The organism is Bradyrhizobium sp., from assembly GCF_030654605.1.
Taxonomy (GTDB): Bacteria; Pseudomonadota; Alphaproteobacteria; order Rhizobiales; family Xanthobacteraceae; genus Bradyrhizobium.
This window is the reverse complement of the sequence record NZ_JAURXB010000209.1, coordinates 1-14,443: the sequence shown is the minus strand read 5'-3', so window position 1 is coordinate 14,443 and position 14,443 is coordinate 1. Positions and strand designations below refer to the sequence as shown.

Annotated in this window: 14 protein-coding genes; 7 read left to right on the top strand and 7 right to left on the bottom strand. The window is 65.2% G+C overall.

Going from position 1 to position 14,443, the window contains the following annotated elements:
* Window positions 1-225 precede the first annotated feature (225 nt).
* Genes flgH through flgF form a run of 4 tightly spaced genes read right to left on the bottom strand, consistent with a single transcriptional unit; the run spans window position 226 to window position 3,649 of the window.
* Complete coding sequence (gene flgH, locus Q7U29_RS19360; RefSeq protein ID WP_304744001.1) at window positions 226-981, bottom strand: flagellar basal body L-ring protein FlgH; 756 nt, start codon at window positions 979-981, stop codon at window positions 226-228.
* Between the two features lie 5 nt (window positions 982-986).
* Window positions 987-2,069, bottom strand: a complete 1,083-nt coding sequence (gene flgA, locus Q7U29_RS19355) for a flagellar basal body P-ring formation chaperone FlgA (RefSeq protein WP_370691787.1) — start codon at window positions 2,067-2,069, stop codon at window positions 987-989.
* Between the two features lie 11 nt (window positions 2,070-2,080).
* Complete coding sequence (gene flgG / locus Q7U29_RS19350) at window positions 2,081-2,869, bottom strand: flagellar basal-body rod protein FlgG (protein WP_304743999.1); 789 nt, start codon at window positions 2,867-2,869, stop codon at window positions 2,081-2,083.
* A 15-nt stretch (window positions 2,870-2,884) separates the two neighbouring features.
* Window positions 2,885-3,649, bottom strand: a complete 765-nt coding sequence (flgF, locus tag Q7U29_RS19345) for a flagellar basal-body rod protein FlgF (protein WP_304743997.1) — start codon at window positions 3,647-3,649, stop codon at window positions 2,885-2,887.
* 366 nt (window positions 3,650-4,015) lie between these two features.
* Between flgF and fliL the strand changes: the two genes are divergently transcribed.
* The 6 genes from fliL to Q7U29_RS19315 all read left to right on the top strand — a co-directional run bounded on the left by fliL (window position 4,016) and on the right by Q7U29_RS19315 (window position 11,197).
* Window positions 4,016-4,516 (top strand): flagellar basal body-associated protein FliL, encoded by a 501-nt coding sequence (fliL, locus tag Q7U29_RS19340; protein WP_304743996.1) that lies wholly within the window; start codon window positions 4,016-4,018, stop codon window positions 4,514-4,516.
* An 18-nt stretch (window positions 4,517-4,534) separates the two neighbouring features.
* Window positions 4,535-5,737, top strand: a complete 1,203-nt coding sequence (gene fliM / locus Q7U29_RS19335) for a flagellar motor switch protein FliM (protein WP_304743995.1) — start codon at window positions 4,535-4,537, stop codon at window positions 5,735-5,737.
* Entirely contained in the window at window positions 5,734-6,180 is a 447-nt protein-coding gene (locus tag Q7U29_RS19330) for a DUF6468 domain-containing protein (protein ID WP_304743993.1), read from the top strand. The genes fliM and Q7U29_RS19330 overlap by 4 nt, the downstream gene beginning before the upstream one ends.
* Complete coding sequence (locus Q7U29_RS19325; RefSeq protein WP_304743991.1) at window positions 6,177-6,947, top strand: MotE family protein; 771 nt, start codon at window positions 6,177-6,179, stop codon at window positions 6,945-6,947. Before Q7U29_RS19330 ends, Q7U29_RS19325 begins: the two co-directional genes overlap by 4 nt.
* A 106-nt stretch (window positions 6,948-7,053) precedes the next feature.
* Window positions 7,054-10,872, top strand: coding sequence for a tetratricopeptide repeat protein (locus Q7U29_RS19320; protein WP_304743990.1), 3,819 nt, complete (start codon window positions 7,054-7,056; stop codon window positions 10,870-10,872).
* 88 nt (window positions 10,873-10,960) lie between these two features.
* The gene (locus Q7U29_RS19315) at window positions 10,961-11,197 is read left to right on the top strand and encodes a hypothetical protein (RefSeq protein WP_304743988.1); all 237 of its coding nucleotides are present in this window, start codon (window positions 10,961-10,963) and stop codon (window positions 11,195-11,197) included.
* Between the two features lie 43 nt (window positions 11,198-11,240).
* Here Q7U29_RS19315 and Q7U29_RS19310 read toward each other — a convergent pair whose 3' ends face one another.
* The 3 genes from Q7U29_RS19310 to Q7U29_RS19300 form a co-directional block, all read right to left on the bottom strand.
* Entirely contained in the window at window positions 11,241-11,672 is a 432-nt protein-coding gene (locus Q7U29_RS19310) for a potassium channel family protein (protein ID WP_304743987.1), read from the bottom strand.
* Between the two features lie 14 nt (window positions 11,673-11,686).
* A complete protein-coding gene (cax, locus tag Q7U29_RS19305) occupies window positions 11,687-12,901 on the bottom strand; it encodes a calcium/proton exchanger (protein WP_304743985.1) in 1,215 nt (404 codons plus the stop codon).
* 208 nt (window positions 12,902-13,109) lie between these two features.
* Window positions 13,110-13,427, bottom strand: a complete 318-nt coding sequence (locus Q7U29_RS19300; RefSeq protein WP_304743984.1) for a hypothetical protein — start codon at window positions 13,425-13,427, stop codon at window positions 13,110-13,112.
* A gap of 184 nt (window positions 13,428-13,611) precedes the next feature.
* Here Q7U29_RS19300 and Q7U29_RS19295 point away from each other — a divergent pair.
* Window positions 13,612-14,443: HAMP domain-containing protein (locus tag Q7U29_RS19295; protein ID WP_304743982.1), on the top strand; the 832-nt coding region annotated here is incomplete at its 3' end.

The window sequence follows — 14,443 nt, the reverse complement described above, 5'->3', positions numbered from 1 at the left end:
CCTTGCGCACCCACTTCGCGGTCGAGGGATCGCGCGAGTTCGTGAGAGCGCTGAAGGGGCGGATCGTCGAGACCACGGGGACGCAGATCTACAGTGCGGTATCGATTGCGAGGTAGGTCGTCCCCCCAAAAACAACCACGGCCCCCGCCAGGGGAGCTGGCAGGGGCCGCGTTGGAACACTTCTTCGCGCCTAGGTTCGCAATGAAGTGTGGGAGCTCTTGAAGGCTAGAACGGCAGCAGGATGTCCGTGACCTGCTGGCCGTAGCGCGGCTGCTGGACGTCGGTGATCTGGCCGCGGCCGCCATAGGCGATGCGGGCCTGCGCGATCTTGCTTGAATCGATGGTGTTGTCGCTCTGGATGTCCTCCGGGCGGACGATGCCGGCAACGATCAGTTCGCGGATTTCGAAATTGACCCGGATCTCCTGCTTGCCTTCGACCACGAGGTTGCCGTTCGGCAGCAATTGCGTGACCACGGCGGCGACGCTGGTCTGCAGGTTCTCCTGCCGTATCACGGAGCCCTTGCCGTCATAGTTGCCGGCAGATTCGGTCGTCAGGATCTTTCCGGGCATCACCAGGGCGGCGTCTCCGGTCAACAGCTTGGAGCCGGCGAAATCGGTGATGCCGGAATCCTCCTTGGAGGTGCGGCTGCGCTGGCTCTGGTTGGCCATGTTGGCCTTGTCGGTGAAATTCACGGTGATGGTGAGAATGTCGCCGATCCTCGCCGCGCGCTGGTCCTTGAAGAAGGCGCGGGAGCCGTTGCGCCACAATGAATTGGCGTTGTAGGAGGCGGTCTCCGGCTTCGGCATCGGCATCTGCACCGGCTTGTAGCCGGGCTGCGCCGTCGGATTTTCGATCGCCGACAGTTTCGGCTTTTCGCCGATCTGCGACAGCCGGTCGAACGAGGAGCAGCCGCTGGCAAGCGCTGCGGTCATCAGCAACGCGCCGGTCAGGATCAGGCGGGGGATACGGGAAGCGTACATTACCATTACTCGGCTTTTGGAGACACGGTTGAAGCGGCGTTGGCGATCGCAACCAGCGTTGCGGCCTGGCTCGACTGAATCGATGAAGTGGCGTCGGAAACTTCCGGCGCGCGTGACGGCTGTTGTGCCGGTCCCGTGATCGAGACCTGGCCGCGGCCGATGACGACGCCGGTCACGATGCGCTTGGACTGCAGGTTCATCACGCTGACGACGTCGCCTTCGGTACCGCCCTCCAGCGCCTTGCCGCGAATGGTGAGATGGAGTCCGACCGCCTGGTAGATCAGCACGACGGCCTGGTCCTTCTGCACCAGATCGGGCCTGGCGAGGTCGGCGGTCTTCAACGCCTGGCCGACGCGCAGCTGCTTGCGGGCCTGCATGCCGACCGCGCGGTCGCGGGCGGCGAGGTCGTTGCCGACCTCGGCCTTCGGGCGGCGTTCGACCACCACGTCGGAGGATTTGATCACCTCGTTGCGCTCGACGCCGCGCGCCAGGACGGCGGCTTCGACGGTCTCGATCGCGGTGCCGGTGAAGCGCAGTTTTGTCGGGGCGGCCGTGCTTTCATTGGCGATTTCGAAGGTCACGTCATAGCGGTTGCTGCGGGGGTCGAACCGGGTCGCGACCGCCTGCATGGCGCCGGTGTTGGAGGCTTCCAGCCGCAGGTTCTGCACGTCGCGGTCGAAGGTGAGGCTGAGGTTGGCGGCATCGCCGAGGCCGTTCTTGTGTTGCAGCGCGCGGGCGATCGAAGCCTCGATGTCCTTGCTCTCGAGCGTGCGGGCCAGCCGCGTGATCGAAATTTCCTGGAGATTGCGGGTCACGACGCCGATCACCTGATGCGCGCGCAACGCGGCCAGCACCCGGTCCACCGGCAACGTGCCGGTGGTGCCGAGATCCGGCGCGCGATAGATCGCGATTTGCGCCGCGGAGCCGGCATTGTCGATGACGTCGCCGATCCGCACCAGATCGCCCGAAACCGTGACGTGGGCGCGCAGCGCCGGCGCCGCGATCATGTCGTCGCGGCTTTGTGCCGACGCGGTCGCTGATGTAGCCGCGAGCAGGGCGAAGGCGAGCGAGAGCGAGCGAAACATCATGATCATCTCCCTCAGCGGAACATGTTGGCGGTGGACTGCATCATCTGGTCGGCCGCGCTGACCACCTTGGCGTTCATCTCGTAGGCGCGCTGTGCCGAGATCAGGTCGGAAATTTCGGTGACCACCTCGACGTTGGCCTGTTCGAGGTTGGACTGCTGAATGTCGCCAAAGCCGTCGGCATTGGCGATGCCGTCCTGCGGCGTGCCCGAGGCCGGGGTGTCGGTGAACAGATTGTCGCCGATCGGCTGCAGGCCGGCCTTGTTGATGAAGCGGGTCAGGCCGATCTGGCCGACCGTGACAGGCGTCGTCGATCCCGGCAGCACCACCGAGACCTGGCCCTGCATGTTGATGGTGAGGCCGGACGAATTCTGCGGCACGGTGATGGTCGGCTGCACCGGATTGCCCTGCGCGGTGACGATGCGGCCCTGCGCATCCATCTGGAACGAGCCGTCGCGGGTATAGGCGTAGGTGCCGTCGGGAACCTGGATCTTGAAGAAGCCTTCGCCGCGGACCGCGACATCGAGCTCATTGCCGGTCGAAGCCAGCGTGCCCTGACCCATCAGCCGCGGCGTGCCGACGGTCTTGACGCCGCCGCCGACGTCGACGCCGACGGGCAGAATGGTGCCCTGGTCGGAAGCCTGCGCGCCGACCCGGCGGACGTGGTCATAGATCAGGTCCTGGAACGCGGCGCGCTGCTTCTTGTAGCCGGTGGTGCGCATGTTGGCGATGTTGTTGGAGATCACCTGAACGTTGAGTTCCTGTGCCATCATTCCGGTCGCTGCGGTGTACATAGCGCGCATGGAATCAATCCTCTCTTATGCCGGAACGTCGGCGAGTTTCTCGATGGCCGTCTTGCGCAGGTCGCCCTGCTGCTGCAGCATCGCCGAGATCGACGTGTAGGCGCGCGTCACCTCGATCATGCGGCTCATCTCCGCCACGGAGTTGACGTTCGATTTTTCGATGAAACCCTGATTCACCCGCGAGACGGTGTCGGGCTGCGGCCCGATGCCGGCGCCGGCCGAGTAAAGGTTGGAGCCTTCCTTCACCAGCTTCTGCGCGTCGGCGAAACGGACGACCCGCAGCTTGCCGCGCACCGAGTCGACCCGGTTGGTGCCTTCGAGCACGGTGACGTTGCCATCGGCGGCGATGGTGAGTTCCTTGTCGGTCGGCTGCAGCACGATCGGGCCGGAGCCGCCGAGCACCGGATAGCCGGAGGAATTGACGAGCTGGCCCTGGTTGTTGATTTTCAGGCCGCCGTCGCGGGTGTAGCGCTCGCCGGCCGGGGTCTGCACCACCAGGAAGCCGGCGCCGTCGATCGCGACGTCGAGCGGGTTCTTGGTCAGTTCGGACGCGCCTTGCGTGAAATCCTTGAAGGTGCCGCGGTCCTGCACGAAGCTGATGCGGCGGTCGCGGCCGACGAAATTGTTTTCCTGCGCGCGCGAGGTGAGGAATTCCTCGAACAGCGAGCGGTCGGCCTTGAAGCCGTTGGTATTGATGTTGGCGACATTGTTGGCGACGACATCCATCTGCCGTTCCAGCGTCACCTGCCGTGAAAGTCCGACGAGAAGGTGGTTCCCCATCGTATGTCTCCCCTCAATGGATCCGCATCAAGGCTCTCCCAAGCCCGGTTGCGGATCGTGCGAACCACCAGCTCTCCCAAGCCTAGGTTCGCCATCCACTTAGCGAATGCCGTGCCAGTCTGGGAAATCCAGATATTGCAAGGGGTTAGGTGTTCGGCGGGGGTGCGCCGGGGCGGCAATAAGGGTCTGTTGACCATGTTGGCCCGGCAGTTTTTTCCTAGCTGGGGCCCTGCGGAAAGGTTCCGTTAACCATTATTACCTTAGCGTCACCATCAAGAGAGCGCGTGTGCGCCGGGGGCATTTGGTTCGCTTCAAAGCCTGCCTCGCGGCATCGGGTGGGTCTCTCCTCAACGTGGCGGGCGGGCGATGGCAGACAGCGAACAGGCAGATGCGGCGGATGGCGCCGAAGCAGTTGCGGCGCCGAAGGGCAAGCTGAAGCTGATGATCGCGATCGCGGGCGTGGTCGTCATCCTCGGCGGCGGCGCGGCGACCTGGTTCCTGTTCTTCCGGGGCGGCCACAGCAGCGAAGTCAAGCAAGCCGAAGTGGCGGCGGCGAAACCGCCGGTATTCATGGATGTGCCGGAGATGCTGGTCAATATGACCGGGGCGCCCGGCGAGCGCGTGCAGTATCTCAAGGTCAAGGTCGTGCTCGAGCTCAAGGAAGAAAAGCAGGTCGAGGCGATCAAGCCGACGCTGCCGCGTGTCACCGATCTGTTCCAGACCTATCTGCGCGAACTGCGGCCGATCGATCTCAACGGTTCCGCCGGCCTGTTTCGCCTCAAGGAAGAATTGACCCGGCGGGTCAATCTGGCGGTCGCGCCGAACGCGGTCACAGCCGTGCTGTTCAAGGAAATCGTCGTTCAGTGACGAGACGGATCTAGCATCATGGCCGGCAATCCCCTAGACGACCAGGACGCCATCGCCGCCCAATGGGAAGCGTCGCTGGATTCCGAGGATCCGGCGGAAGCAGCGGCGGCGGCCGCAGCCAATGAAATTTCCGGCACCATGGCGCTGCAATGGGCCGCCATGGTCGAGGACGGCAGCCGCGACTTCGGCGGCGGCAAGAACGGCGGCGAGCGGGTCCTGTCGCAGGAGGAAATCGACAACCTGCTCGGTTTCACCGTCGGCGAAGTCAATCTCGACGACAATTCCGGCATTCGCGCCATCATCGATTCCGCGATGGTGTCCTACGAGCGTCTGCCGATGCTCGAAATCGTGTTCGACCGCCTGGTGCGGCTGATGACGACGAGCCTGCGCAATTTCACCTCCGACAACGTCGAAGTCTCGCTCGACCGCATCACCTCGGTGCGGTTCGGCGACTACATGAACTCGATTCCGCTGCCCGCCGTGCTCAGCGTGTTCAAGGCCGAGGAATGGGAAAATTTCGGCCTTGCCACGGTGGATTCCAGCCTGATCTATTCGATGGTCGACGTGCTCTTGGGCGGCCGCCGCGGCCAGACCTCGCTGCGCATCGAAGGCCGTCCCTACACCTCGATCGAGACCAACCTCGTCAAGCGGCTGGTTGAGGTCGTGCTGGCCGATGCCGAGCAGGCGTTCCGGCCGCTGTCGCCGGTGACCTTCTCGATCGACCGGCTCGAAACCAATCCGCGCTTCGCCGCCATCAGCCGCCCCGCCAACGCCGCCATCCTGGTGCGTCTGCGCATCGACATGGAAGACCGCGGCGGCAATATCGAACTGCTGCTGCCCTACGCCACCATCGAGCCGATCCGTCCCGTGCTGCTGCAGATGTTCATGGGCGAAAAGTTCGGCCGTGATCCGATCTGGGAAGGCCATTTCGCCACCGAAGTGGGCCAGGCGGAAATCTCCGTCGATGCCGTCCTGTACGAGGCCGAGATCCCGCTGAAGCAGCTGATGAAGCTGAAGGTCGGCGATACCCTGCCGCTGGAAATGCGCGCCGACGCGCTGGTCGCAGTGCGCTGCGGCAACGTGCTGTTGACCGAGGGCCGGATGGGGCGGGTCGGCGACCGCGTCGCCATCCGCGTCACCAAGCAGTTGCGCAAGCCCAATACCACCTTCGCGATGTTCGAGAAGGCCGATGAGCAAACCAAGTTGATGGAGGCCCAATGAGTCATTCATTCGGAATTGTGATCGAGAGCCTGGTGGCAGTCCTGCTGCTGCTCACGATCGGCTATTGCATGCTGCTGAACACGCGGTTGAAGCGGCTGAAGGCGGACGAGCATTCGCTGAAGGCGACGATCGGGGAGCTGATCACGGCGACCGAAATCGCCGAGCGCGCGATCGGCGGCCTCAAGCACACCGTGCGCGACGTCAACGAGAATCTCGGCAACCAGCTGACCTCGGCGGCGCAGATGTCGCAGCAGTTGAAGAAGCAGCTCGCCGAAGGCGACAATGTGATCCGGCGGCTGTCCCGGATCGCGATCGCCGCGCGGCCGCTGTCCGAACCGGAGGCCGCGCCGGTGGCGGCTCCGAAAGCATCGTCGGCCAAGGCGGTTGCCGCGGCGGCACAAGCGTTCTCCGAGCGCAGAAGGTCTGACGGCCTGGCGGCATGAAATCTTTCCGTGACATTCGCGTCATTCCGGTCGTCCTGATCGCGATCCTCGGCCTTGCCGTGCTGAAGGTCGCGGGTCTTGTGATCGATGGCGGCTATGTGTTCGACTATCAGTCGAAACCCGCGAAGAAGTCATGGGCGCAGGACACCCTCAACTTCCCGTCGGCAGGCAAGGCCGATCCCGCCGACGTCACGGGTTCGGTGGCGGCAAAGAAGGAAGAAGCGCCGAAGCCGGCGGCGCCGGCCACGGAACCGCCAAAGCCCGACGGCGTCGTGGTCTATCCCGAGCAGACGGCGCCGGTGTCGGCGTCGGAGCGCGCGATCCTGGAACGGCTGCAGTCGCGGCGGCAGGAGCTGGAGGCGCGGGCGCGCGAAATCGACATTCGCGAAAGCCTGCTGAAGTCAGCCGAAAAGCGCATTGAATCCAAGGTCGAGGAGATGAAGGCCGTCGAAAGCCGGATCTCGACGGCGACCGGGGCAAAGAGCGAGATCGACGCCGCCCGCTTCAAGGGCATCGTCACCATGTATGAGGGCATGAAGCCGAAGGACGCCGCCAAGGTGTTCGACCGGCTCGAGATGTCCGTGCTGTTCGAGATCGCCTCGCAGATCGCGCCGCGCAAGATGTCCGACATCCTCGGCCTGATGGCGCCGGAATCGGCCGAGCGGTTGACGGTCGAAATGGCCCGCCGCGCCGGCACCGACAAATCCGCCGCGATCGCCGATCTCCCCAAAATCGAGGGCAAGGTACTGCCGCAAAAGTCCAATTAACGCGGATAATTAACAGCCTCTTAATGCGCCAATTCTAGGATTCGAGCCGCGGGGTGAGGACGTCCCGCCACCGAACAGATCGAACGAGCTGAAAGACCCGGTTGGAATGGCGCTGATAGCTGCCACTGGATTCTGGTCGCGAGGCCGCGCTTGCGCGCGGACGGCGCGGCTTTGTCTTGCCGGCATCGTTGGCGGATGGTCATCGCTTGCGGCCGGGCTGGTCTTGATCGGCCTGACATCCAGTGGCTTCAGCCAGACCGAGCCGCCGGTCAGGGGCGAGGCGACGTTTTCGGTTTCGGGCGGTTACGCCCGTCTGGTCATCAAGCTCGCCGAGGATGTCGAATCCCAGGTGTCGACTGCCGGCAACATCCTCGTGATCCAATTCAAGCGTCCGGTGGATGTTCCGGTCATTAAACTGTCCGACGCGGCGCCCGATTATGTCGGGTCGGTGCGGCGCGACCCCGACGGCACGGCGGTCCGGCTGGCGCTGTCGCGGAAGGTGACCGTCAACACCATGACGGCGGGCGAGCGGATATTCGTCGACCTGTTGCCCGACACATGGAGCGGTCAGCCGCCGGCGCTTCCCGCCGAAGTGGTTCGCGAATTGTCCGAACGTGCCCGGGTCGCCGAGCGCGCCTTGCGCCAGCAGCGCGCCGCCGCGGCGGCCCAGAAGCGTCCGCCGATCAGGGTCCGCGCCTCGGTGCAGCCGACCTTCGTGCGCTTCGTGTTCGAAATGCCCGACGGCATCAGCGTCTCCAGCGTGCTGAACGACCAGCGACTGTCGCTGTTGTTCAACGCCGCGCTCTCCTTCGACCTCGCCGACGCCAAGCTGGCGCTGCCGCCGAACATCGCCTCGATCGGCCAGAAGATCGAACGCGAGACTTCCCTGGTGGAGGTCGTGCTGATCGGCGATGTCGACGTCCGCTCCTTCCGCGAGGAGAGGAACTACATTATCGACGTCGCTTTCCAGCAGTCGGAGAAAGCTCCGGCGGCGCGGTCGCCGCTCGCCGATGCCGCGAACGCCCCGGCGTCGGCAGCATCCGCCAGGGCGGCGGCGCCTCCGGTCTCCCGGCCGCCCAGCGAGATCGTGCCGCTGACCTCGGAAACTTTCGCCCAGCAGGCCATGATCGAGATCAAGCCCGATCAGGCGGCGAAGGTCGCGCCCGCGTCCGAACCGCCGCCGGCAAAGGAGGCGCCCAAGGAAACGTCCAAGGAAACGTCCAGGGAAACGTCCAGGCAGGCGCCGGCCGCCGTGGTCGCAGCCCCGCAGAAAACAACGCCGGTCACGGCCACGCCGCCGCCGGAAGCCGGCGCCCCGAAGATGGCTCAGGCGCCGCCAGCCAATGTCAATCCGCCTGCCGTCGATGCGCCGCCGGCGATTCAGACGCCGCCGGTACCTCAGGGATTGCCGCCAGCCATGCAGGCGCCGCCAGCCATGCAAGCGCCGCCCGCCGTCCAGGCGCAACCGGCGGGGGTGGGCCCTGCCACGGTCACCGCCAGGCGGGACAGCGACGCCCTGCGCATGACGTTCGCGTTTGCGGCGGCTACGCCCGCGGCATTGTTTCGCCGTGCCGATACGGTGTGGCTGGTGTTCGATTCCCTGCAGCCGATCGATGTCGACCTGATCCGCAGGGGCGGCGGGGCGCTGATCGCGGATGTCAGCCGGTTGCCGCTGGACAACGGTCAGGCGGTCCGCATCCGTCTCAACCGGCCGCAAATGCCCTCGCTGACCGGCGACGACAAGGGCGGCGCGCACTGGATGCTCACCTTCGCCGATACGATGCAGTCGCCGCAGCAGCCGCTGGTGGTGATCCGCAACATCACCGATCCGGCGCTGGCCAATGTCACCGTGCCCTTGTCGAGACCCGGCCTGCTGCACCGGCTCATCGATCCCGACGCCGGCGATTCGCTGCTGGTGGTGACGGCGCCGCTGCCGGTCCGCGGCTTCATCAAGCAGCATGATTTTGTCGAGCTGACGCTGCTGGAATCGATTCACGGCGTGGCGGTGCACCCCAGCTCCGAGGACGTCGTCGCCGAGGTCGCGTCCGACAGGGTCATCATCGGCCGTCCCGGCGGCTTGACGCTGTCATCGGCCGACGTCGCCTCCGAGCGCGCGACAATGGCGGTGCGACCGATTTTCGACGTCACCGAGTGGCGGAAGAACCAGGCGGAAAACTTCATCGCGCGCCAGGATGAGCTGATCGCCGCGGCCGGGGCGTTGGAGCCGGCTCAGCGCACCCAGGCCCGGATCAACCTCGCCCGCTTCCTGATGTCGCGCGGGATGTATTGGGAAGCCAAGGGCGCCGCCGATCTCGCGCTGGCCGACGCCAAGCCGGGGTCGGAGGACTCGGTCGCCCTGATGGTGCGTGTAGTCGCCAACATCCTGATCGGCCGTCCCGAGCAGGCGCTGAAAGACCTCGCCAATCCCGTGATCGGAGCCAATTACGATTCGCAGCTGTGGAAAGCGCTGGCCTATGCGCGCCAGGGCAAGTGGGCGGAAGCGCGGGAGAAATTCAAGAACGTCGAGTTCGCCATCACCTCGCTGCCGATCGAACTGCAGCGCATCGTGATTTCGGAAGCGATGCGCGCCTCGCTCGAGGTCAGGGATTTTTCCGGCGCCGCCAAGCGTGGCAGCGACATGCAGGTGGTCGGCGTTCCCAGGGAGATGAAAGCGGCGACGGCGGTGCTGTTCGGCCGGCTGGCGGAGGCGCTCGGCCACGACAAGGACGCGCAGAGCGAATACAAGGTCGCGATCGAATCTTCGGACCGCGCCGCGGCCGCCGAGGCCAAGCTGCTCGATATCATCCTGCGCCAGCGCCGCGACGAGACCAACCAGGCCGACGCCCTGCGCGAACTGGAGACGCTTGCGGTGCTGTGGCGCGGCGACGCGATCGAAGTGCGGGCGCTGCAGATGATGGCGAAGATCTATACCGAAATCGGACGCTACGGCGAGTCGCTGGCGGCGGCGAAGGCCGCCACCAGACTGCAGCCGAATTCGGAAATTTCGCGGGCCGGCCAGGATGCGTCGGCGGCGCTGTTCGCCCAGCTCTATCTCAGTCCGAAGGGCGACGACCTTCGCCCGGTCGACGCGCTCGGGATGTTTTACGAATACAGCGAACTGACGCCGATCGGGCGGCGCGGCGACGAGATGATCCGCCGGCTGGCGGACCGGCTGGTCGCGGTCGATCTGCTCGACCAGGCCAGCGAACTCCTGCAGTACCAGGTCGACAAGCGGCTGGAGGGTGCTGCGCGCGCCCAGGTCGCCGCGCGTCTGGCCATGGTCTACCTCACCAGCCGCAAGCCGGACCGCGCGATATCGGCGCTTCGCACCACGCGGATCGCGGACCTTTCCGGCGAACTGCGCCAGCAGCGGCTGTTGCTGGAGTCGCGCGCCCAAAGCGACGTCGGGCGCCACGACCTCGCGCTCGACATCATCTCGAACATCACCGGCCGCGAAGCGATCCGGCTGCGTTCCGACATCTACTGGGCGTCGCGGCGCTGGCGCGAGTCCGCCGAGCAGATCGAACTGTACTACGCCGATCGCTGGCGCGACTTCAGACCGCTCGATGCGGTGGAGAAGGGCGACGTGATCCGCGCGGTGGTCGGATACGCGCTGGCCGAGGACGCCATCGGTCTGGCGCGCTTCCGCGAGAAATATGCGCCGCTGATGAGCGGTGAGGCCGACCGCGCCGCGTTCGAGACCGCCGGCAAGTCGACCGGCGCCAGCAGCGCCGAATTCGCCATGATCGCGAAAATGGCGGCCAGCGTCGACACGCTCGACGGCTTCCTGCGCGAAATGAAGCTGCGCTTCCCCGACGCCACCGCCAGGGCGCCGCTGCCGCCGGAAACCATGAAGGGTGAACCGATTCACACCGGCTCGCTGCCGGAGATCGTCGGCCTCAAGCGCATGGAAGCAAAGCGGTAGAGCGTCGCAGGCCGCCGTGATCCCCTCGACAGATGCGCGCCGAACCGGCAACCTGCGGCAAACCAGGGCCCCGGAGCAAGCCGTCGCCATGAACAAGCCCGTCAAGACCGCAGCCGAGCTGATCGCGATGGCGCTAGCCGAGTTGAAGGTTCACGCCGACGGTCCGGATGGCATCGAAATCTCCGTGCTGCGCGACGGCGACAGCTGGGAATTCCGCGCCTCAGCCGACGAGGCGACGATTGCAAAACCCGGCTATCCCGAAAGCGTCATGATGCTGGTCCAGATCGGCGACCACCTCAGCAAGCAGTATGATGTAAAGGGATAGAAGCGGGCAGGGTACGCGGCAGGCGTCCATGGCCTGCTGCCCGCTATCCCCCGTTGGTCCGGCCTGTCAGCCAGGCTTTCTGCAGGATCGAAAAAATCACGGCGGTCGACCAGCCGAACAACAGCACGCCGTTCATCGCGGTCATCGGCCCGATCAAGTGCCAGCGCTGCAGTGGAGTGACGTCGCCGTAGCCGAGCGTCGTGTAGTTTACAAAGGCGAAATAGACCAGATCGGTGCCGGAAGGCGCCGCGTCGACCATCGCGTAACCCAGCGACCAGACGATCACCTCGGCAATATGCGCGGCCATCAGGACCGATACGGTCGCGGTCATGACGGCGATCAGCTGAAGCGATTGATGCGACGTCGCGCGCTCGCGCGCGGCGCGCGCCGCCCGCAATACCGCGTCCATCACGACTGCATGGATCGCGATATTGCAAATGCTGATGGCAATACTCACAAGAAGCTGGCGCAGCATATCAATCGCTCCGGCTATGCGGAATATCCTGGCCTTCCGACCCCCGGCGCGGCGGCGTCAAGCGTCGCGAACTTGCTCATTTGCAATGGGCGGGGAGCAGGGGATTCAGTCGTAGTTCGAGGCCCGGGTCCGTCACCCTGTTGCTTCGGCGGCAACAGGTAAAGCGTCATGGCGAAAATCAGGTACACCGTCAGCACGACCACGCCGACGAACCATGCCGAGCGCCCACTGTTGGTCACGAGCGAGGCGGTCATGGCGGCGATCAGCATCATGACCACCGCGCCGGGCCAGAACTGCAGGTTCATCGGCGCCGGGCCGATGACATGACTGAGCAGTACCAGCACCGGAGCGACGAAGAGTGCGATCTGGGATGCGCTTCCCATCGCGATGCCCACGCTCAGATCCAGCCGGTTCTTGCGCGCGGCGGAAAACGCCGAAACCATCTCCGCCGCACCGCCGACCAGCGCCACCACGATGAAACCGACGAACGCGGCGGTCATCCCGAATGTCACCGCCGCCTGCTGCACCGATTCGACGAACACCTCGCTCACCAGCGCGACCAAGACGGTAATCACGGCCAGCGTGGCCAGGGCCAAGCTCAACGGCCACGGCGCTTCGCCGGCCTCCGAATGTTCCGCGCCACCGAAGAATTCGCGATGGGTTTTCAGCGAGAACAGCAGGCCGAGGCCATAGACGACGATGAGCAGGACGGACAGGTAGATGCTCAACGTTCCCATGAATTCCGACCCCGCCACGGAATCGGATTCCGTAACTGCCGAGGGAATCAGGATCGCGACGACGGCCAGAAACAGCAGGCCCGCCTGCAGGCGGGCGCTGACCCTGTTGTATTCCTGCGCGTGGTGCTTGAGGCCTCCGAGGAGAAACGAAGCGCCCAGCATGAACAGGGTGTTGGTGACGATCGCCCCGGCGATGGATGCCTTCACCAGGGTATGTTGCCCGGCGTGCAGCGCAGTGAGCGCGATGACGAGTTCGGTCAGGTTTCCGAGTGTGGCGTTGAGCAGGCCGCCGACCGTGTCGCCCGTCCTGGCCGCCACGGATTCGGTGGCGTGACTGAGCAACGCGGCGAGCGGAACCACGGCGAGGACGGACAGCACGAAGTGCAACGTGTGCGCCTCCGGCCTGAGCTTGTGAGCCACGAACAGCACCGGCACAAATGCCAGTAACCAGAGCAGGGGGCTGCGGCGGATCTCTCGCAGTAAAGGACTCATGACGCCCTCCTTGGCAGCGGATCATTCGCATTCCGTCGGCTTGACCGACGCCACGGCCATCGAGCGACAGCTGCGGAGACTGCGCTACCGAAGCAAGAAATTATCGCGAAGCTTGCCGCGGCGGCAACGGCTTTGTGCTCGTCCGAGGCGGGATTCGACGGTTCGTCCTGTCGTGAGGAGGCTGTCCACGGCACCCGGGGCGTCGCTGTCATTTCTTGCCGATCTCCGCTGGTTGGCCCGCGCGCCGCCGCTCGACGCGCTGTATCCTGACGCAACGCCGAAGCTGCGCGCGGGTGCTCATGACGGTTTGGCCGGCGCGAATAAGCTCGGCGGCGTGGTCGGAAAGGGCCTTGCAGGCGGCGAGCTCCTCCGCGCTGACACGGCTCGCCGCCCGGGCCGGCAGGGCAGCCAGCGTGAGCAAGGCGCAAGCCGCCGCCAGACTTGCGATGCCATTGCGGGTCCGTCCCCGGTTCTCGCGCGCGAGGGCGGCGAGCGCGGTACCCCCTCTGATGACGGCTAACGGCATGCGGTCCTTCCGGCTCGGTTGAGCCTCCATGCTGACGTCCTCCGCGATGACCAGGAATGATCTATGTCAACGTCGCAACGACGAAGCGTGGGTCCGATTCTGCCGCGCCCAACCCGCGCATATCGCCGCCGCCGCATCTCGGATATATGCTTGGCCACCCGCGCATCAGAAGAGGCCATCCGCCGTGATCAAATTGTCGATCAGAAACAAGATCATGGGGATCGCGGTGACGCTGATCGCGTTGATGGTGATAACCGCGATCTGGACCGTGGTGCTGGTGATGCAGGTCGGGACCCGGATCGAGGAGTTCGCCTACAGCTACGTGCCTGCCTATGGCGATCTCGCGCGCGCCAATATCCGCTCGCTCGATCAGGGGATCACGTTACGCCGGATCGTCATCGACAAACTGCAGTCGCCGGAAGACGGCAGCCGGCAAACCGCGCTGCGCGATCGCCACGAATCGCTGGGCGGCCAGGTCGAACTGGAAATGATGGCGGCGCGCGCCCTGATACAGGGGCTGATCGCCAAAGGGGCAGTGTCCAGCGAGCTGTCGACGCTCAGTCAGTTCGAGAGCCGGATCGATGCCATCAACGACGATTCTCGGCGTCGCCTCGACGCCGAGACCAGGCGCTTGATTGCGGCACTCGGCAGCGGCGACGAAAAGGCGCTGGACGAGGAACTGGAGCGCGTCGATGAGCTTCGCGATGACCTCAACCGAAAGCTCGACGGCATTCGGGCGGACATGCTGGCGCTGCTGCGCCGGGACTCCAGCATGACCGTGGAAAAGCAGCAGCAGGTGATGCTGATCTCCGTCGCGCTGACGGTGCTGGCCGCCATCCTCGGCCTGGTGTTCGCCGCGCTCGTCAGCACCGGCGTCACCCGGCCGGTGCGGCGGTTGCTGGAGGGCGCGCGAGCCGTCGAGGCCGGCAATCTGCAGGGAACGATCGTCGCTACCTCGCGCGACGAAATCGGCCATCTGACGGTCGCGTTCAACCAGATGGTCGAGCAGTTGCGGC